The sequence below is a fragment of the Vibrio sp. JZG120 genome (genome assembly GCF_053890955.1).
Genome location: NZ_JBSRRK010000001.1, coordinates 243849 through 264485, shown reverse-complemented (window position 1 = coordinate 264485; position 20637 = coordinate 243849). Strand labels below are relative to the sequence as shown.

The 20637-nt window shown below is 47.6% G+C and carries 19 protein-coding genes; 12 read left to right on the top strand and 7 right to left on the bottom strand.

Annotated features, from left to right (window positions below; genetic code table 11):
• The first annotated feature begins 196 nt into the window (after nt 1–196).
• Nucleotides 197–1108: a LysR family transcriptional regulator gene (locus tag ACWPOD_RS01210; RefSeq protein WP_005392753.1), complete on the top strand. Its 912-nt coding sequence runs from the start codon at nt 197–199 to the stop codon at nt 1106–1108.
• Here the strand turns inward: ACWPOD_RS01210 and ACWPOD_RS01205 are convergent.
• The gene (locus tag ACWPOD_RS01205; protein WP_237284865.1) at nt 1061–1996 is read right to left on the bottom strand and encodes a LysR family transcriptional regulator; all 936 of its coding nucleotides are present in this window, start codon (nt 1994–1996) and stop codon (nt 1061–1063) included. The genes ACWPOD_RS01210 and ACWPOD_RS01205 overlap by 48 nt on opposite strands.
• A 198-nt stretch (nt 1997–2194) precedes the next feature.
• Between ACWPOD_RS01205 and grxB the strand changes: the two genes are divergently transcribed.
• Complete coding sequence (grxB, locus tag ACWPOD_RS01200) at nt 2195–2824, top strand: glutaredoxin 2 (RefSeq protein WP_456231446.1); 630 nt, start codon at nt 2195–2197, stop codon at nt 2822–2824.
• Nucleotides 2825–2834: 10 nt separating this feature from the next.
• Nucleotides 2835–3959: an alkene reductase gene (locus tag ACWPOD_RS01195; RefSeq protein ID WP_456231445.1), complete on the top strand. Its 1125-nt coding sequence runs from the start codon at nt 2835–2837 to the stop codon at nt 3957–3959.
• Nucleotides 3960–4029: 70 nt separating this feature from the next.
• On the opposite strand, the gene ACWPOD_RS01190 is transcribed toward ACWPOD_RS01195, so the two are convergent.
• Genes ACWPOD_RS01190 through ACWPOD_RS01180 form a run of 3 tightly spaced genes read right to left on the bottom strand, consistent with a single transcriptional unit; the run spans nt 4030 to nt 6416 of the window.
• Nucleotides 4030–5088 carry a zinc-binding dehydrogenase gene (locus ACWPOD_RS01190; protein ID WP_375223247.1) on the bottom strand — a complete coding sequence of 353 codons (1059 nt, stop codon included), beginning with the start codon at nt 5086–5088 and terminating at the stop codon, nt 4030–4032.
• Between the two features lie 4 nt (nt 5089–5092).
• Complete coding sequence (locus ACWPOD_RS01185; protein WP_053809405.1) at nt 5093–5605, bottom strand: 2,4'-dihydroxyacetophenone dioxygenase family protein; 513 nt, start codon at nt 5603–5605, stop codon at nt 5093–5095.
• A gap of 49 nt (nt 5606–5654) precedes the next feature.
• Entirely contained in the window at nt 5655–6416 is a 762-nt protein-coding gene (locus ACWPOD_RS01180) for an SDR family NAD(P)-dependent oxidoreductase (RefSeq protein WP_104970502.1), read from the bottom strand.
• A gap of 131 nt (nt 6417–6547) precedes the next feature.
• On the opposite strand from ACWPOD_RS01180, the gene ACWPOD_RS01175 reads away from it, so the two are divergent.
• Complete coding sequence (locus ACWPOD_RS01175) at nt 6548–7549, top strand: AraC family transcriptional regulator (RefSeq protein ID WP_258644535.1); 1002 nt, start codon at nt 6548–6550, stop codon at nt 7547–7549.
• A 64-nt stretch (nt 7550–7613) separates the two neighbouring features.
• On the opposite strand, the gene ACWPOD_RS01170 is transcribed toward ACWPOD_RS01175, so the two are convergent.
• The 3 genes from ACWPOD_RS01170 to ehuR form a co-directional block, all read right to left on the bottom strand.
• The gene (locus tag ACWPOD_RS01170; protein ID WP_005392736.1) at nt 7614–8891 is read right to left on the bottom strand and encodes a TRAP transporter large permease; all 1278 of its coding nucleotides are present in this window, start codon (nt 8889–8891) and stop codon (nt 7614–7616) included.
• Nucleotides 8888–9445: a TRAP transporter small permease gene (locus tag ACWPOD_RS01165; RefSeq protein WP_006741397.1), complete on the bottom strand. Its 558-nt coding sequence runs from the start codon at nt 9443–9445 to the stop codon at nt 8888–8890. Before ACWPOD_RS01165 ends, ACWPOD_RS01170 begins: the two co-directional genes overlap by 4 nt.
• A gap of 132 nt (nt 9446–9577) precedes the next feature.
• Complete coding sequence (ehuR, locus tag ACWPOD_RS01160; RefSeq protein ID WP_256894362.1) at nt 9578–11011, bottom strand: MocR-like ectoine utilization transcription factor EhuR; 1434 nt, start codon at nt 11009–11011, stop codon at nt 9578–9580.
• 273 nt (nt 11012–11284) lie between these two features.
• Here ehuR and doeA point away from each other — a divergent pair, with 273 nt between their 5' ends.
• From doeA to ACWPOD_RS01120, 8 genes are all read left to right on the top strand, one after another.
• Complete coding sequence (gene doeA / locus ACWPOD_RS01155; RefSeq protein WP_005392731.1) at nt 11285–12472, top strand: ectoine hydrolase DoeA; 1188 nt, start codon at nt 11285–11287, stop codon at nt 12470–12472.
• Between the two features lie 54 nt (nt 12473–12526).
• Nucleotides 12527–13534, top strand: a complete 1008-nt coding sequence (doeB, locus tag ACWPOD_RS01150; RefSeq protein ID WP_456231444.1) for a N(2)-acetyl-L-2,4-diaminobutanoate deacetylase DoeB — start codon at nt 12527–12529, stop codon at nt 13532–13534.
• 332 nt (nt 13535–13866) lie between these two features.
• Complete coding sequence (locus tag ACWPOD_RS01145; protein WP_005392727.1) at nt 13867–14880, top strand: TRAP transporter substrate-binding protein; 1014 nt, start codon at nt 13867–13869, stop codon at nt 14878–14880.
• A gap of 91 nt (nt 14881–14971) precedes the next feature.
• Complete coding sequence (locus tag ACWPOD_RS01140; protein WP_006741393.1) at nt 14972–15451, top strand: Lrp/AsnC family transcriptional regulator; 480 nt, start codon at nt 14972–14974, stop codon at nt 15449–15451.
• Nucleotides 15452–15606: 155 nt separating this feature from the next.
• On the top strand, nt 15607–17127 hold the full coding sequence (locus tag ACWPOD_RS01135; protein ID WP_456231443.1) for an NAD-dependent succinate-semialdehyde dehydrogenase: 1521 nt from the start codon (nt 15607–15609) through the stop codon (nt 17125–17127).
• A gap of 41 nt (nt 17128–17168) precedes the next feature.
• On the top strand, nt 17169–18575 hold the full coding sequence (locus ACWPOD_RS01130) for an aminotransferase (RefSeq protein ID WP_456231442.1): 1407 nt from the start codon (nt 17169–17171) through the stop codon (nt 18573–18575).
• A gap of 86 nt (nt 18576–18661) precedes the next feature.
• Nucleotides 18662–19636: a hydroxyectoine utilization dehydratase EutB gene (gene eutB, locus ACWPOD_RS01125; RefSeq protein WP_258692162.1), complete on the top strand. Its 975-nt coding sequence runs from the start codon at nt 18662–18664 to the stop codon at nt 19634–19636.
• Between the two features lie 14 nt (nt 19637–19650).
• Nucleotides 19651–20610 carry a cyclodeaminase gene (locus ACWPOD_RS01120; RefSeq protein WP_006741389.1) on the top strand — a complete coding sequence of 320 codons (960 nt, stop codon included), beginning with the start codon at nt 19651–19653 and terminating at the stop codon, nt 20608–20610.
• The last annotated feature ends 27 nt before the right edge of the window (nt 20611–20637 follow it).

The following is a 20637-nucleotide window of genomic DNA, read 5'->3' as shown; positions in this document are numbered from 1 at the left end:
GGCGACAGTCTAAAGAACACCCTTTTGAGGGGAAAATAGGAAGTCAGGAGCGAGCTATAGATAACATCTATACGTCAAACCCCAACAGTGATGTAGATCTATGAAATGCGCATAATTTCAATCAAATGAGATTACAGATTTGTGATTTATAAATGAAATTGTGCAAAATACCCCTCGTTATTAGAGGGGAAAGAAAATGGACAAATCTCTGCAGCAATTTTTACTGGTTGCACGCTGCCAAAGCATCAGTGCTGCGGCAAGAATGGCAGGGTTAAGCCAGCCAACGGTAACAAGCAATTTAAAGAAGCTGGAAGAGAATCTCGGCGTGACGCTGTTTGAACGTCACCCTAATGGCATGGTGTTGACCGAATACGGGCGCATCCTCTATCGCCATAGCAACGCAATGCAGCATGAATACAACCAAATGATGCAAAGCATTGATGAACGGAAACAGTACCAAGTCGGAAAAATTAAAATGGGTACTGGCGATGCGTGGTGGCCGCTGTTCGTCAAACAAGCACTCAATGAACATCTGACCAAGCAGCCATCGGCATCTACGCACGTCGAATTTGGCAACCACTTAGGCTTGATGGATTCATTAATCAACGAACAGATTGAATTCTTCATCGGCCACGAGATTGTCGGCTTGTCGTCTAAATGCGATGTTACGTTTATTCCGTTATTTCAAACGGTTGATGCCTATTTTGTTTCCCCAAACCATCCACTGCTAGGTAAAACCGTCACCGAAGAGATGCTGCACGAATACCCCGCTCTTTCAGTCACTTATGACGCTAAGAAATTCGCTCACGTCATCGATAACCCAATCCCGAAACAAAATGAACGCGAAAGGCAGCAACTGGATGACAGACCGACTTACGAAGTGGATTCTCTGCTCGCCAGTATTGATGTACTGAAAGAAAGCGTCGCGGTGATGTCCTATACCGGCCACCTGAAACCGTATTTGGAATCCTTTGGCTTACGATGCTTAACCATGGAAAACGAACCAAACCCTGGCACCGTCGGGATTTATCGCCACCGCCGAGAAACCTCTGAATCGCATCTAGATCTGATTGCTGGCATCACTCAGCGCGCTAAATTGCTCAACTAGAAAGTCCAAAAACAGGCGAACTCTTTTCGGTTGATATTGGCGGCTTTGATAAATGACATGCAGATCCGCTTCAGCGCCTTGCGAAAAGGCGCTGAAGTTTTTCATATACCCATCCAAAACCGTTACTAAACGTTGTTGTTTGAGGTCTTGCTGAATATCTAAAATCGATTTCAACGCAATCCCCGCACCGTCCAACGCCCATTGTCGAATCACTTCACCATCATCAGAAAAGCGCTTTGGCGTAACCGTGATCGTTTGGTGAGACTCTTCATCTTTAAAGTGCCACGTTTTTAATTCTTCATTGCTGCGCACCATGGCTAAGCAGCGATGATCCGCGAGATCTTGTGGACAGTTTGGGACACCTTGCTTCGCCAAGTAATCAGGTGACGCGCACAGCACACGTTGACTCGACGCCAGCTTGCGCGAGATGAGATTACTGTCCGCTAACTCACCGTAACGAATCACCAAATCGAGCCCCGATTCAGCCAAGTTCGATAAATTGTCATTAAGGTAAAGATAAGGCGTCACGTCCGGATATTGCTCAGAAAAAGCCGACACCATCGGCGAAATAATTTGTTTGCCAATATCTCGTGGAGCTGAAATTTTCAACTTTCCGCGCACTTGCGAAATACCCGTTTGCAGCAAGTTTTCCGTCTCTTTCACGCTATCAATGATGTTCAGACAAGCTTGATGGTACATTGCCCCTGCGTCCGTGAGTGATACGTGGCGTGTGCTTCGGTTGAGCAGCTTTACGCCATAGCGTTCTTCTATCGCTTGCAGCCTTGCCGTTACCGTCGCCGGAGACAAACCTAGCTCCCTTCCCGCCGCTGCCAGACCTTGATGTTTAACTATGCTGACAAACAACGTCATATCCGAAAACTTATCCATCTTCGCGCCCTTATTATTTAGAAAAACTGAATAATCAATTCAGATATTACCCAATTATCAAATTAAGTCGAATCCATATACTGACCCTATCGACATTGTTTAGACCCAGAACGTTATGTGACAGGGCAAAGTTAAACGCCGTAATGCTGTTCAACGCACAACAACACGCCCTGCCCAGCCAGAGATAGGAAACAAAAAATGAAACTGTACATTTATGAACATTGCCCCTTTAGCGCCCGCGTCCGTTTTGTTGCAGGCATGCTGAATATTCAGCTCGACGTCATCAACATTGCTTATGACGACGAGAGCACCACCACAAACATCATCGGCGCAAAACAAGTTCCTCTTTTGATCAAAGACGATGGTGAAGCCATGGCGGAAAGCTTAGACATCATCAACTACTTCCTTGAATTGGCATCTTCTAACGAAAGCAGCCAACCCTCAACACTGGTTTTAGACTGGCAAAAACAAGCGTTTTTACCGCTACAAAAAGTCGGGTATCCGCGTTGGTCAAACATGACGTTACCGGAATTTGCAACAGAAACCGCTAAACAAGCATGGCGTGCAAAAAAGGAAACCGAAGCGTTAAATTTTGAAGCCTTGATTAACGATACGCCAGCGATTGCGAAAGAAGTCGCCGCTTTGATAGAACAAACCAAGCCCTTGCTCAACCTAAATTCAGAAAAGCAAACGTCACTGGTTGATCAAGCCATTATGTTCTCCATTCTACGAGGTTTTTTCAGTGCGCCCGAAGTGCAATGGGATCCAACCGTACTTCACTGGATGGCAACCGCTCGTAAAGCGACCAACGTGCCAGTACTTATCTAAGGAGCGCAACATGAAACAAAGACCAAATAAGCTGTTTGAACCAGCTCAACTGAAATCGTTGTCACTACAAAACCGTATTGTCATGGCACCAATGACTCGCGCACGCACCACTCAGCCGGGCAACATCCCGAATGAGATGATGGCAACGTATTATCAACAGCGCGCTTCTGCCGGGCTGATCATTTCCGAAGCCACACAAATTTCGGACGATTCTCAAGGCTATTCGTTCACACCAGGCGTTTACACCGATGCGCAAGTGGCGGGCTGGCAGGGTGTGACCCAAGCGGTCAAATCACAAGGCGCAGCGATGTTTTGTCAGCTATGGCATGTGGGCAGAGTGTCTCACCCAACATTCCAAAATGGTGAACAGCCTATCGCACCATCTGCGCTCGCTCCGGTAGAGACGCAAGTTTGGATTGCAGATGAACAAGGCAACGGCAATATGGTCGATTGTGTTGAGCCACGCGCAATGACACAAGCGGATATCAACCGAGTTGTCGGTGATTTCGCGAACGCAGCCAAACGCGCCATTGAATCGGGTTTTGATGGTGTAGAAATCCACGGCGGGAATGGGTATCTGATAGACCAGTTCTTAAGAACCAATTCAAACCATCGAACAGACAACTACGGCGGTTCACGAGAAAACCGTATCCGTTTTCTTATCGAAGTAGTGGATGCAGTTATCGCCGCTGTTGGTGCGCATCGAGTTGGAGTGAGATTGGCACCATTCATTACGTTTAAAGATATGGACTGCCCAGATATCGTGCCAACGATCTTAGAGGCATCAAAACAGCTACAGGAGCGCGACATTGCCTACTTGCACTTGTCCGAGGCCGATTGGGCCGATGCACCAACGATTCCCGAGACGTTTCGAATCGAACTTAGAAAGCGCTTTCGCAACGCTATCATTGTCGCAGGTCGCTACGATCCTCAACGAGCAAACGAAGTGTTAGAGAAAGGCTACGCGGATCTTGTCGCATTCGGACGACCATTCGTAGCAAACCCAGACTTAGTCTCTCGCTTGCAACATCACCATCCGTTGGCAGAACTCGATGGCTCAACGTTGTTTGGCGGAAACGAACGAGGCTACACCGATTACCCTGCTCTTCAACAGGAATACGCAGAACAGGCCTAACAAAAAAAGCCCCAACCTAGCTGCTACGGTTGGGGCTGTCACCAAACTAAAATTGGTTTTAGGCTAAGAGTTAAATCACTTCTAACGCGCCGCTGCGCCAAGGTTCGATAACGACTTTAATATGGTCATTTGGCGTCATTAACTGTCTAAACGCATCTTCCACACCATCGATTCCCACTTTGGCGGTAAGCATTTTCTGCCAAGGCAACTTATGTTCGGCAATCGCTTGTAGGCATTGCTCAAACTCGTGCGGTTGGTAGTAGTAAGAGAATCTCAAATCGAGCTCTTTTACCGTCGCGTACGCGTAGTTAACGGTTGCTGGAGTCGTATGAATGCCTGATACAACGATTCGTGCTCGGGCAGGAGCACGGCGCATGAAATCATCAATTAAAGTATGTTTGCCAACACACTCATAAATGACCAAACGTGAATTCATTGCGTACTGCTCACCAACGGCGATCTCGTCTTCCTTGGTCGGGTTGATCAATTGATTTGCGCCAAACTCGCTGGCAAGTTGCAGCTTCTCTTCCTGAAGATCAACCGCAAGAATGTTACTCACGCCGCGTTGTTTCAGCGCTGTAATCACCGCCAGCCCTATAGGGCCACAACCGACAACCAGCGCTGTTTCTTCCGTTTCGATTTCACTGCGATTGACCGCGTGCAAACCGACCGCCAGTGGTTCGGTCAATGCCGCCGCCTCAGACGGCATGCCGTCTGGGACAGGTAGCAATAACGCTTCATCAAGCAGGAAGTACTCAGAGTAAGCACCATAAGTCCCCGGAGTGACACCAACGCCCGCGCCATTTTGACTGAGCAATATCGGCACTGAGGTAACTCGGCTACCAACGGGTAACGTTTGCTGCGTATCGGCACCGTATTCGACAATTTCCGCACAGAATTCATGTCCCAACATCACTTGAGCGTGCTCACCTACTTCATCAGGCATCAACCCGAGCTGGTGGAATACATCAAACACCTCATCCGCGTGTCGAGTAATGTGTAGGTCGGAGCCACAAATCCCACAGGCAAGGCTGCGAACCAACACTTGTCCTGCTGTGGGCTGAGGTATTTCGACTTGCTGCAGGCGGACACGGCCATCTAGCATTACGATACTGTTCATCTGTTGCATGGGGTTACTCCGCTAGCTCATCACTCAGGGCAGCAATCGCACCCGGTTTGATATAGCGCGCAGTGAAGCCTTGCGCTTTGGCAGCGGCAACCACCACTTGCTCAATCCAACCTGCATCCATGATGTTGATAAAGTTACCCTCTTCGTCAAAGTTAATGTTCGCACCTTGGATCACCATAAAGCCATCTGCGCCACCCGACTCTTCTGGACAGTGAAAGGTATGAATCGAACCGCCCGGCTCATATAAGTAGCTACCAGCGGTTTGGACTTGGTCTGGGTACTCAATGTAGTGCCAAGCGCCGCTTAGGGTATAGAAGTGCACCACACCAGTGTGGAAGTGCTTAGGTAGAGTCACGCCCGGTTTGAACTTGGCGCGAATCACCCACGTACCGTTTTCTGGATCAAGAAACAGTGGGTAAACATCAACACCCGGTAGCGCGTCTTTGATGATCGACTCTTCATTAGTATTAAGAGTTAATAGGAAATCTTGATGCTGAATAACTTCTGGTAATGACATAACTTACATCCTCACTATTGCTGTAATTTGGCGTGCTCGCCTATTCCATCTATCCCATGAGTGGGTACTTAAAATTCTCGAAACCGTCAGATGCGCTAATGGTGCAGCCGTTGATACAATTTGCTTTTTCGCTGACAAGAAACGCCACCACGTTGGCAATCTCTTCTGGTTGCGTGAAGTTTTGACGCATCTGTTCTTTGCGGATGTGGTTCCACAAGCCAATCTCTTCGTATTGCCTTAACATCGGAGTATCAACGCGTCCCGGAGCGACCGCGCACACACGAATATCCAGAGGCGCTAACTCTAAAGCGGCGCATTTGGTCATCATATCGACTGCGGCTTTGCTGACGTTGTAGGTAAACGTCATCTCGGAGGCCATTTGGGCGTAAACGGAAGAGGTATTGAGGATCACGCCCGGTGTCCCTTGCGCTTGGAATTGTCGTCCAGCGGCGAGAATTCCATAGTAAACGCCGTTTTGGTTGACTTTAGAGATAGGCTCAAAGTCGGCGATAGGATCATGTTCAAGCAGAGGTTTCGGTGCGCCGATGCCTGCATTGTTGACCATGATGTCAAGTGAGCCAAATTGTTCGACCGCGTACTTCACCATGGCTTCGACTTGTTGGTAATCGGTGACGTCCGCAACAAAGGTTTCCAACTGCTTAGAGCCAAAACTTGCGTACATTTGCAGTGATTGATCTGAAATATCGACAGCAAGCACTTTGGCTCCTTGCTCTCTTAGCTTTGCAATAATAGCTTGCCCAATTCCACCCGCAGCGCCAGTCACGATGGCAGTTTTATTGATAAGTTCCATACAGCTTCTCATCCATGCGTTGTTGTTATCGAAATGTAACTTAGATCAACTCACTGGCACTCACTTGACCTTTTACGAAGTAAATTTGATATATTGCGATTTACAACCTGTTAACATTTAAAAATCGAGACATGTATATCGTACGAAGTGGCGCTGCCGATAAATTTGATAGCTTGGTTTCAGAATTAGGTCAGAATCCGCAAGAGATAATGGCCGCTGTTGGCCTGTCTGCCGCGCAGTTTCGCGATCCCGATACCTATCTCGCCTACCCTAGGTTGGCTGAATTACTGGAAGAAGCGGCTGCTCGTTGTAAGCAACCGTTGTTTGGTGCGTTACTCGCCGAGCGCCAAAACCTGCAAAGTTTAGGCGATTTGCCGATGCTGGTTTCTCGTGCTGAAACGGTCGGTGATGCATTGGCGCGGGTGAATGATTATCTCTATCTGCATTCGTCAGGCGTTACTCTCAACATGACGCCACAAGATGATTGGGTACGATTGTCGCTCAATATTGATGTGAATAGTGACCGCGGTATTGCGCAGTTGATGCAGCTCAGTGTGTCACATTTAGCCATGTTTATCGCCAGTTTGCTCGATATTGAAGCAAGCCACTTCGCGCTGCATTTGACTCAACACGCAACATTGGAAGTAGAGCAAAGCAAGTTTGCCCAACAGAACAAACTGCGTTTTGGTGATAAGTTTGACGGTGTATTGCTCAAAGCCAACCTGCTCAACGCTAAGAATCACCAAGACGAAGACGCACTGGATCGCCACTTTCAACAGCACCTCAAGTATTTGCAAACCCGCTATCCTAACAATCTCAGTGACCAAGCGGCCAATATGATTGGTCGTTTGCTATCGACGGGAGAATGCAGCGTTGAGCGCGTCGCCAGAGCATTAGACCTGCATCCGAGAATGCTACAAAACAAGTTGAAACAGCAGGAAACAAGTTATCGACAGTTGTTACAACAAGTACGACAGGATTTTGCCGAGCAGCGTTTAAGTGAAAATATTCAGAGTATTACCGATATCGCATTGCAACTGGGCTATGCAGAACCCGCGGTATTCAGCCGCCACTTTCGCAGTTGGACGGGGAAGTCTCCCAGCCAATGGAGGCTGGAGAAAAGAATAAGTTGAACCAGTTTGAGAGCAAAGATTAAAAAGCCGCTGATATTCAGCGGCTTTGAGCGTTTAGTCGATACTATCGAAACGCTAGATCACGTAAGAAAAGTGAAATCGAAGGGAAGAAAATCAGCATCACAGAGACCAAAAGCAAGATGAACACAAACGGTGGTGTGCCGCGAATCACTTCTACATAAGGACGTTTAAACACGGCAATCGCGGTAAAAATATCACAACCGAATGGCGGCGTTGCAGAACCTATCGCAGCTTGCAAGGTCACGATGGTGCCGACCAGTACTGGGTCAATGCCAGAGGACTTAATCACAGGTGCAAAGATAGGGATCAAAATCAGCATCACTACGATTGGATCAACGAACATACAACCAATAAAGAACGCAATTGAAATAACGACCAGTAACTCGGTCTGCGAAAGATCATTAATCCCGATCATACCCAACAATTCTTGCGGGATCTGGGCAAATGAAATTACCCAAGAAAAAGCAGCCCCTGCTGCGACTAAGATAAATACCACCGCGGTAACCATGCCCGTAGAAAGCGCGATTTCGCCAAGCTCCTTCCATTTCACTTTACGGAAGATAACCATTTCTAATAACACAGCGTACAACACCGAAACCGACGCCGCTTCGGTAGGGCTAAATACTCCAGCATAAATACCGCCAACAGTAATGATCGGAAAACCAAATGGTAAAACCGCTTTACGTATTGTGGTCCAACGTTCTTTCCAGCTGGCTCGCGGGGCATTTTCTACAGAGCTTTTGCCTGCATAAAAATAACAGTAGGCAGAAAACATCAATAAAATCACGATCGCCGGTCCAATACCAGCAATAAACAGCTCAGCAACCGATGTTCCAGACACCACACCATAGATGATCATACCGATACTCGGTGGAATAAGGAGCGCTAAGTCAGAGGCGTTAATAATCAAAGCCAGAGCAAAGCTGTCTTTGTAACCATACTCCAACATTTTCGGTCGCATAATAGAGCCAACAGAAACAACGGTGGCTTGTGTAGACCCAGATACCGCACCAAACATCGCACAGCTAAGCGATGAGGTGATCGCCAGACCGCCACGAACGTGCCCAACAAACGCCATTGCGACATCTAGCAAGCGCGTTGCTGCCACGCCTCGGGTAATAATTTCTGCCGCGAGAATAAACATCGGTACTGCGATCAACGCAGCGGGTTTGATGCCAGCAAGCATTTGCTGGATCATAAAATCTGGCCCCAGACCAAGAAAAACAATAAATCCCAACATGGTCGCCGCTAATAGCGGTACCAACATCGGAAATCCAAAAGCCAACAACGTGATCATCGTTGCTACAAGAGCGGTCGTCATAGCGCTTTCTCCTGCTTAGTGGCAGAGCCGATGCCATCTGGTCGAGATGAGCGTGAAAGCTTTGTCAGCATTATGAAACGTTTGATATGGCGACTACCCACACGCGCGAACTGAACCGTGCTAAAGAAAAGGCCAATCGGTGCGATTAAGTACACCCAACTCAAAGGTACTTGCATTGCAGGAGAAAGACGCCCCATTTGGCTCACCTTGCCAATGTATTGCCACGAATACCAAGTTAGCACCGCCACCAATGCGGCGGTGAGTAAATAAATAATGCCGTTGGCTAAAGTTTGTATACGCTTTGGAAGCATATCGGTAAATGCCGTCATACGGATATGGCGAGATTGGCGGGCAGCATAACTGCAACCAATAAACGTGACGGCAATAATGAGGAAATAATTGAGTTCTTCTGAAAAGTAGATGCTTTGGCTAAAGAGGTAGCGCCCTAACACGTTAGCAATTGAGTTCAACGCAATAAGAAGCACCGAGCCAATGAGCAGTGCCGCCTCCGCTTTCTGTATATATTTATCTAGCCACTGAAAAATCCCTTTCATCCGCGCTGCTCCTGATCAACAAAAATGTTAATGAAACGTTATCTTTTTCATGACAATCAAGTCAATCAGGTGAATAAGAAAGATTTTCTGAACTTGGCGCTTTCGCAGAAAAAATTGGTCAGAGCATACTGCTCAGACCAAAAAGTGAGAGGTTGGAGGGTTTGTATCGAGAATTTCTGCAATCACAGATAACCCATGCTTAATGTAACCTCGATTAGTCTCTGCTCCCAAACTGATTCGCACGTAAGGCATTGGCTGATTAGTATCGAGAACAAAAGGTTTATACCCCGTGATCTGCACCCCAGAACGCTTAGCCGAAGCGACCAGATCATCACTGCTCCACTGTTCGGGTAACCTCAACCAAATGTGCTGACCATTCGGGTGTGAGCTATAAACATGCCCTTCTAAGGTGGCTTTTGCTATTCGCTGGCGCTTGGCAAATTCATTGACTTGAAATCGAACCAGTCGATTTAATGTACCGTTCTCGATCCACAAATGAGCGACTTCAAACGGTAGCGGGGTCGCAGACCAACTCGTCGCTGCCAAACGGCCAATCGCATGCTGCAAAAAATGACGTGGGACCGTTAAATAGCCCGTACGCATACCTGGCGCTACGACTTTGGTTAAACTGGTGACATAAAAAGCCTGCTCGGGTAACAGTGCGGCGAGAGGTGGAACACGATTGGGCTCTAGTGCCCCATACACGTCATCTTCAATCACGTAGATCTCATACTGCTTCGCAATATTTGCTATCGCCTCTCGGCGCGAAATATCCATATGCGCACTATTCGGATTGGCCATGCTCGGTGTGCAACACAGCGCCTTGATTGGTTTGTGTTTACATGCCCATTCAAATGCATCCGGCGTGATACCAAACTCATCCATCTCAAGCGGCTGTAACTTAAATCCAAGCATTCTCGAGCGAGAGATCAAGCCATGATCGACTAAGTGGCCACAAGCGACTAAATCACTGTGTTCAACAACGGTGCTTAAAGCCAAGGTCAAGCCATGGCATGCACCGTTTGTGAGTAATATTTGATCGGTACCAACGTCTAACCCTTGGCTACTGAGAAATCGCGCTCCGGACTCAATATGATGAGGCTGACCTGTTACTGGCTTTGCTTTACTGATCAAACTGCGATTGTTTGTTTGCCCAGCAATTTCCATTAACGCCTGATTAAAAAGCGTAATGTGGCGATCGGTTACTACCGGATGAGCGATCGACATATCAATTTCATCCGGCGTTTCTTTCATCTCTTGCGTCAGCATGAACTCCGTGTCCGTGCTTTCATCCACAAAGCCTGATTTTACAAACGTACCGTTTCCCACCCAAGACTCGAGCGCACCTTTTTTCTCTGCATAACCATATGCATGACTGACGGTTTGTACGCTCACGCCAATTTGCTCCGCAAACTCACGATGTGTGGGTAGTCGAGTACCGGGTTTTAGGTAACCACTGCGGACACATTCGACAAGATAATTGCCAATGGAGATGTACTTAGCGGTGCCTGGGCGAATGATCGGGTTCAAAGAAATTGTCATGACACAATATTTTAATTGATTCATTTTTAATGCTCATTGTAACTTCAATTTAACAAATGGCGAGTTTTTAGCCATCAAATGCGGTGTAATGCACAAAAATGAGCCACAATTGTAATGGTTGACATGAGAAATATAGATTCAACAAACATGTTAAATGGTATCGTTTAATCCAAACCCAGCCGCAGTGGTGAGTTGCAATAGTTTTTAAACGCAGGTCTGGCTGACCTGGTGGAAGGTAGAAATACCTCAACGTCTCCGAAGGCCCATAAGGCGTCGGATTTTTAACAAGGAGAAAATATGAGAGGCGTTGCTTTGCATTTTACACTGGATGAATTCCAGGACCGATTAACAAAAGTTCGGCAGTCGATGGAAGAACGAGAGTTGGATGTCCTTATCATTCACGATCCTTCTAACATGGCATGGCTGACAGGTTATGACGGTTGGTCTTTTTATGTCCCACAATGTGTCGTTGTAGGATCATCTGGCGAGCCTGTTTGGTTTGGGCGCTGCCAAGATGCCAATGGGGCATACAGAACTGCGTATATGTCGGCAGAAAATATCACCTACTACCCAGACCATTATGTAATGAACCCACCATTGCACCCAATGGATTTTCTGGTAGAAGCGGTACTCGCCCCGCGTCTTTGGGATCGCGGCCGTATCGGTGTGGAAAAAGATAACTATTACTTTAGTGCCACCGCTTACGAGTCACTCACCACGCACTTGCCGAATGCTCAACTTCTCGATGCAACCGGGCTAGTCAATTGGTGTCGCGCCGTTAAATCTGATCAAGAACTGGCTTATATGTACCGCGCAGCTCGCATTGTTGAAAACATGCATCGCGTCGCGTTCGATATGATCGAGCCAGGATTACCGAAACATCACCTTGTCGCCGAGATTAACCGCCAAGCAGTACTTGGGCATGAAGATCACTTTGGCGATTACACCGCGATCGTACCGCTTTTGCCATCTGGTTCTGATGCTTCTGCACCTCACCTAACGTGGGACGATAGGCCTTTCAAAAAAGGCGAAGGTACTTTTTTCGAAATCGCTGGCGCGCATCGCCGTTACCATTGCCCACTCTCTCGCACTATTTTTCTTGGGGAACCGGACGACAAATTCAAACGTGCAGATGAAGCATTAACTTTAGGTCTCGAAGCAGGCTTAGAAGTCGCAAGACCAGGCAATACTTGCGCCGACATCGCCAACGCATTGAACCAAGTCCTCGATAAAGCAGGATTCTCACGTGAAGGCGCCCGCTGTGGTTACCCAATTGGTCTGAGCTACCCACCTGATTGGGGGGAACGAACCATGAGCTTGCGAGACACTGATAAAACCGTATTAAAAGAAGGCATGACATTCCACTTTATGCCGGGGCTATGGTTTGAAGATTGGGGGTTAGAAACCACCGAAAGCATTGTGATCACCCGTGATGGTGCAAAAACACTGTGTGATTTCCCACGCCACTTATTTGTTAAACACTAACTTTTCAAACCGTAAGTTCTGTTGAACTAGGCTTAAGAACAAAAAGGACTCGATATGCAAAAGAGCTCGATCACAGCCACCGTAGAGTTTGACCGAGAAGGCGTGCAGCACGGCTTTTTAGCGCTGCCCTATTCCCATGATGACTCCGCTTGGGGAAGCATCATGATACCTATCACCGTGATCAAAAATGGTCACGGGCCAACGGCGCTGCTTACTGGCGGTAATCACGGTGATGAATACGAAGGCATCACCAGCCTGCTAAAATTGGCAAACTCGCTGCAAGCAGAGCAAATACAAGGTCGCGTCATTATTGTGCCAATGATGAACTTACCTGCGGTACAAAATGCCTCGCGCACATCGTCTATCGATAAAGGGAATTTAAATCGCAGCTTTCCCGGAAACCCTGTAGGCTCAGTGACCGAAAAAATCGCGGATTACTTTACTCGTTACTTAGTACCCATGTGCGATTTTGCGTTAGACATTCATTCAGGTGGTAAAACGTTAGACATCGTGCCTTTCGCCGCAGCCCATCGCCTCGACAACCTCGATCAAGAAGAAGCATGCATCTTAGGTGCAAAGCTGTTTGGCGCACCTTACACCATGATCTTGCTCGAAATGGACGCCACCAGCCTGTACGACACCGCAGTGGAATCTCAAGGCAAAATTTTCGTCACCACAGAGCTCAGAGGTGGCGGAACCAGCACTCCAGAAACCATCGCTTATGCCGACCGTGGTATTCGTAACTTCTTGCGTTTTTCGGGCAACTTATCAGGTGATTACGAAAAACCAACCCTGCCAACTAGGTTGCTTGATATGCCCGATGCAAGTTGCTACGTGCAAAGCCAGCACAACGGTATCACCGAATACTTATTTGAGCTTGGCGATACCATCAAACAAGACGATGTACTGGCAAGAATCTATTCAACCGAGCGTACAGGGAGCGACCCAATCGAATACAAAGCGCAGCGCAGTGGGATTTTTGCTGCACGTCGTTTCCCTGCCATGGTCAACATTGGTGACACGGTCGCCGTAATTGCCGAAGACTGTGGCGAATTAAACTAACTCTTACTAGGGCGTATTGACCTTTCTCGGTTAAATTTTGTTCGAGGTAAAATCGTTTTAGGCGCGGCGAAGACTATGCAGCCTAGTCATTCTAAGCAAATGGTCTTCAACAAAGCATAAAACGATTTTTGCGGGGGCGCCTAGCTCGAACCCTTCGGGCAGCCTTTGTGGTTCATTTCTACTGCGTTATCGGCTTTTTATGCAGGCCACCCACAAATCGCTGCAAAAATCAGCTCGAAAGGTCAACACGCCCTAAACACGACACAACATCGGGTCTGGTGTATCACCTGCCGTTGGTGAATTGACTCACAAACTGATTAAGGAAGAAATGGATGAATCCGATGAAACACAGCTACCTAACGAGTGCCGTACTGATCGCTGCCAGCTTTGCCACCAGCAATGTTTATGCAGAGACGTGGAAATTCGCTCTAGAAGAAGTCAAAGGCTCGGTGCAAGATGCTTATGCGCAAGAGTTTAAAAAGCGCATCGAAAATGCAACCGATGGCGACGTCACAGTGGAAGTCTATCCATACGGTACATTGGGTCAGTCAGAAGATCTTACCGAGCTTACTGCGAACGGTATTATCCAATTTACCAACGCATCGCCAGGTATTTTTGGTTCATTCGTGCCCGAAATGCAGGTTTTCTCCATCCCTTACCTTTTGTCGCAAGACAATGATGTGAATAAAAAAGTGCTGAGTTCAAGCCCTACTATCTATGACACACTCGGCGGAAAGCTAGAACAGAAAAACCTCAAACTTCTCACTATGTATCCAGAAGGTGAAATGGTGTGGACGACCAACCGTGAGATTCGTTCTCCAAAAGATTTTGATAACTTCAAAATGCGCGTGATGGCATCGCCAATGCTGGTTGAGGCTTATAAATCGTTTGGAGCCGACCCTACGCCTTTACCCTACTCAGAAGTCTATGGTGCTCTGCAACTTAAAATGATCGATGGTCAAGTAAACCCCGTTTTTGCTATCGAAGAAATGAAGTTCTACGAAGTGAACGACTACATGATCTGGGCAGGACAGCAACAATTTACTACGACTGTCATTACCAACAACAGTTGGTTCGAAACCCTCCCACAAGCCCGCCAAGATCAGGTCAATAAAGTCATCGCTGGTATGACTGACTTTATATTTGAAAAACAGGATGAGTTTAACCAAAAACGTCTTGATCAAATTAAGCAAGCCAAACCAGATATGCAGATGATAAAACTCGACAGTGACGAACGTGCAGCATTTAAACAAGCTTCTATGCCAATGCGGGACAAATACATCGAGCTTACAGGCGACAGCGGTAAAGCAGTGCTGAGCTCACTGGAACAAGAGTTCAATCAATAACAGAAAAAGGAGTGGCCTTCGGGCCACCTTATAGCGGTTGACCAGTCATCAACTATTCTGAACTGATTGGTATTTTACAGGGAGACCAATTATGCGCCTCGATCGCTACGACGTAAAAATTTTACAAATACTTCATGACAATGGCCGTATTACCAAATCTCACCTTGCCGAGGCCATTAACCTATCTGTGAGCCCTTGCTGGGAGCGTGTCAAAAAACTGGAAGAAGCAGGCATCATTGAAGGCTATGGGGCAAAAGTAAATACCGATGTTTTGTTCAAACGAACGTCGGTCATGGTTGAAGTTACGCTCAAAGAGCACAGCGCCCAAGCGTTCAAACGTTTCGAGCAACTGGTTCAACACTCACCAGAAGTCACTGATTGTTATGCCACAGGAGGCGGTGTCGATTACATCCTCAAAATTCAGTCGGAAGATATTGATCAATATCAGCGGCTTATCGACAACTGGTTAGAGTCAGAAGTGGGCATTGAGCGCTACTTTACTTACATCGTGACGAAAACAATCAAACGTGATGCAGGCACATTAGAAGTGAACCAAAACGCCTTGTTCTAAAAGGGAAAACACGCTTAAAAGACGACCAGAAAAATCACCATATCTAACGATGTGGAAAAGAAAGTTTTGATGGTTTAAACCTCGGCATCAGAAATTATTTCGGTCACTTCTCCATTACAGTTTAACTATGGACAACGACGCTGGGAGAAGGACTCATGACAGCACTGCACAGCTTACATGCTGAGGAATTAAAAGCCTCGCACGACATGATGGCGATAATGAAAGACGTACGTTTGGTGAGAGGTTTAGCGTACATAAATGGCAAATGGATAAGTGGTGACCAATTTCATCCGGTGGATAATCCAGCGGATGGTACGGTCATCGGCTACATTACCAAGCTATCTCAGCAACAACTCTATCAAGCGATTGATGAAGCCGACCAAGCCTTTCGTCAATGGCGAAAAATGCAAGCAGAAGAACGCGCTGAAATTCTCATGCGTTGGCACGATCTGATTTTAGAATCAAAACAAGATCTTGCTCGTTTGATGGTTATGGAGCAAGGCAAAACATTAAGTGATGCTTTGGGTGAAATCGACTACGGCGCATCCTTTGTTCGTTGGTTTGCAGAGGAAGCACGCCGCAGTTATGGCGAAACCATCCCAAGTCATATTCCGAATGCGCAGCTGTCAACGGTGCGCGAACCGATTGGTGTCGCAGCATTGATTACACCATGGAATTTTCCTAATGCAATGGTCACCCGTAAAGCCGCCGCAGCATTAGCGATAGGCTGTCCGGTGCTCATCAAACCTGCCAGTGAAACGCCTTTCTCCGCATTGGCCTTGGCAGAGTTAGCAGACCGAGCTGGCTTTCCACCTGGTGTATTTAACGTGATCACTGGCGATGCGGTGATGGTGTCACAAACCTTGTGTCACTCCGATAAAGTCAAAGCGCTCTCATTCACAGGTTCAACTCGAGTGGGTAAGTTGCTGCTGCGTGACGCGGCACAAACCGTGAAGAAGTGCAGCATGGAGCTCGGTGGTAATGCCCCTTTCATCGTGCTGCCAGATATGGATGTCGAGCAAGCAGCCAAAGCCGCCGTGGATGCCAAGTTTCAAACCGCAGGACAAGACTGCTTGGCCGCAAACCGTATTTTCGTCCCTGACGATAAGTACGAAGCGTTTTTGGAAGCGTTTGCCAAAGAAATGAACCACATTGTTTTGGGCAATGGTTTAGATGAAAAAACCACCATGGGGCCGCTGATCAATCGCGCTGCGGTGGATAAAGCGCATGATTTGGTGCGTGACGCACTCGACAAAGGCGCGCGATTGGTAGCGGGATACCACCAGCCCGTACCAGGCGAAAACTTCTTCGCGCCAACATTACTGGCCGATGTCACCCCAGACATGGCGGTATATCGCGAAGAGAACTTTTGTCCTGTGGCAGGCGTATTGCCTTACCAAGACTTAGATACCGTGATTGAAATGAGCAACGACACTGAATACGGCTTAGCTGCCTATGTTTATGGCCACGATATTCACCAAATTTGGCGCTGCATGCGTGGTTTGGAGTTTGGCATGGTGAGCGTGAACTCCGTCAAGATGACTGGCCACCCTATCCCATTCGGCGGTGTGAAACAGTCAGGGCTTGGACGAGAAGGCAGTCGCCACGGCTTTGAAGAATACAGTGAAATCAAATACTGCTGCTTAGGCGCTTTACCAACCGTCAGTGGCAGTTAAGGCACGAAATATGGATATCCAATTATTCGAGGAGAAGGATCATGAGCAACAAAACCAAACAACTTTTAGAGATCGACCGTCAGAGAGTATTTCATGCCTCAACCCACCTGAAGCAGTATGCGGCTGGGGAGCTTTCGGGAAGAATTATCTCGAGCGGAAGCGGAATACGCATCACCGATTCAGAAGGCATCGAGCTGATAGACGGCTTTGCCGGGTTGTATTGTGTGAACATTGGCTATGGTAGGACTGAAATGGCCGATGCCATTTATGAACAAGCCAAAGAGCTGGCGTACTACCATACTTACGTCGGTCATACCAACGAAGCACTAGTGACACTATCAGATCGCATCATCAAAATGGCGCCTGAAGGCATGAGTAAAGTCTACTACGGCATGTCAGGCAGTGATGCGAACGAAACTCAACTTAAATTGGTCTGGTATTACAACAATGCTCGTGGTCTACCAGAGAAGAAAAAAATTATCTCCCGTGATCGCGGCTACCATGGTTCAAGTATCGCTTCGGGTTCAATGACAGGGTTGCCTCTGTTCCACGCACATTTTGATTTACCGCTTGAGCGCATCAAGCACACCATGGCGCCGTATTACTATCGCCGTGAAGACGAGAGCATGTCTGAGCTTGAATTCTCTCAATATTGTGCGGATCAACTCGAAGCGATGATCTTGGAAGAAGGCCCTGAAACGGTGGCAGCGATGATTGCAGAACCAGTGCTCGGTACTGGTGGTATTGTGCCACCACCAGAAGGATACTGGCAGACGATTCGCAAAGTACTCGACAAATACGATGTACTCTTGATTGCGGATGAAGTGGTCTGTGGCTTTGGCCGCCTCGGCTCCGATTTTGGTTCGCTGCACTACGACATGAAACCGGATCTCATCACGGTAGCGAAAGGGTTAACCTCTGCGTATCAACCGCTATCTGGCGTGATCGTCGGTGAACGAGTTTGGAGTGTGCTAGAAAACGGCACCGACCAATGGGGTGCTATCGGACACGGTTATACCTACTCCGGTCACCCAATGGGAGCGGCAGCCGCGAACTGCAACCTCGATATCATTGAACGTGAAGGCCTGGTGCAAAACGCAGCCGAAGTCGGCGCTTACTTGCAGCAACGTATGGCGGAGACGTTTAACGATCATCCATTAGTCGGTGATACTCGTGGCGTTGGCTTGTTGCATGCGTTGGAGTTTTCTTCAGACAAGCTTCGCCGAGCACACTTTGATCCAAACTTGAAAGTAGGTCCGCAAATCGCGGCGGCCTGTTTAGAGCAAGGCTTAATCGCTCGCGCCATGCCACATGGTGACATCCTCGGCTTTGCTCCACCGCTTATCGCGAATCGTAATGACATCGACACTATTGTCGACAAAGCGCACCAAGCGGTCAATAAAGTGATGGATAACCTCGTCACGTCTAAACAGTGGCAGCCAAAATAGCCGCGAATTAACCAACTCACAAACCTACCAACGATTACCGCCCTCTCTGACCAAGTTAGAGGGGGCGGTCCTAAGAGACGTACTACATGGAAACACAAGCAATCTTTGCCGCAAAGAAAGCGATTAACGGATTAGTCAGTCGCACACCATTACTTCACTCACCACTGTTATCGCAACAATATCAATGTGAAATTTGGTTAAAACTGGAAACACTACAACCTATTGGTGCTTTTAAATTGCGTGGAGCGACTCATGCCATGAACAAACTGAGTGAGGAACAAAAACGACATGGCGTCGTCACTTGCTCTACTGGTAATCACGGCCGTGCCGTGGCTTATGCTGGGAAACGACTAGGAGTCCGCACCGTGATTTGTATGTCCAATTTAGTACCACAAAACAAAGTCGACGCAATTAAAGCACTAGGCGCAGAAGTTCGAATTGTTGGTCAAGCTCAAGACGACGCGGAGCGAGAAGCATTGAGGCTAACAGAAGAAGAGTCGATGACCTATCTCTCACCATTCGAACACCCAGACATCATCGCCGGACAAGGGACCATTGGGCTAGAAATCATTGAAGATCTTCCTGATGTCGACGTCATTTTCGCCGGGTTATCTGGCGGCGGATTGATTGGTGGTATTGGCTTAGCCGCAAAATCAAACAGCAGCAAAGTGAACGTGTATGGCGTTTCCATGGACAAAGGCGCTGCGATGGTAGAAAGCATTAAAGCAGGAAAACCAGTACAAGTTGAAGAGCACGAATCGTTTGCTGACAGCTTAGGTGGCGGCATAGGTTTAGACAATCGCTATACCTTCAAACTCGTGCAAGAAGTCATGGATAAAGCGTTTTTAGTCAGTGAACACAACATCGCCAAAGGCATGGCAGATATTTTCGATGCAGAAAAATTTGCCGTAGAAGGCGCGGCCGCAGTGGGGCTTGCCGCCATTCACCAGCATCAACTGGACTTACGCGGTAAGAAAGTCGTTTTGGTGCTCAGTGGAAAAAACGTCTCTTCAGACACTTTTGAGACGGCATTAAAAATTGGCCGCCAAGTCAAAGAATAACCGAGGTCGTGCGAATGAAAATCTATAATAAATCTCAGATAGAGCAAGTGACTCAGTTAGATCTTAATGCGTTAGCGGCCGTGGAAAATGGCTTCAAAGCGCTTGGGCAAGGCAACGTCACTATGCCTCCGATTCTTAGCATGGCAATCGAAGAGCATAACGGCGAAGTGGATGTAAAAACGGCGCATATCAAAGGTAATGAGCGCTTCGCGATAAAAATCAGCCCAGGTTTTTTTGATAACCCAAAACTGGGACTACCCAGCCTAAATGGTTTGATGGTGCTCTTTAGCGCGAAAACAGGGCTGGTTGATAGCGTATTGTTTGACGAAGGGTATCTAACCGACATTCGTACTGCTCTCGCCGGCGCTATCTCCGCGAAATACCTGTCGAACTCAGAAGCATCCAAAATTACGGTTATTGGCAGTGGGCTTCAAGCAGAACTCCAAGTCGCTGCAATAAAATTAGTTAGGCCAATCTCCCAAGTGAACATCTGGGCAAGAGACAACACAAAATCGCAGGCTTACAAACAACGTATGGAGCAACGATACGATCTATCCGTATCCGTGCATTCCTCTATCCAGCAAGCATGCCAAGAAGCCGACATTATTGTCACGACAACACCATCAAAAGAACCTTTGCTGAATTGGGAAGATATCCCATCAGGAGCACACGTGATCGCTATGGGTTCAGACAGCCCTCATAAACGTGAGCTTGCCACCTCAGTCATCCTAAACGCTGAGCATCTGGTGGTTGATCGAATCAGTCAGTCAGAATCACTTGGCGAATTACGTGGTGTAGACAAACCGCTCACCCGTAGCCTAGTCGAACTTGGCGACATCATTTGCGGCAAGCACCCCTACTCAAGGCGTGTTGACGATGTTTCGGTATGTGATTTAACAGGGACTGGCGTTCAAGACACCGCAATCGCTGACTATACTGCTCAACAACTCACCAGCATTCAATCCACGATGTAACTTATTCCCTGTGACTTTGGCGGTGGG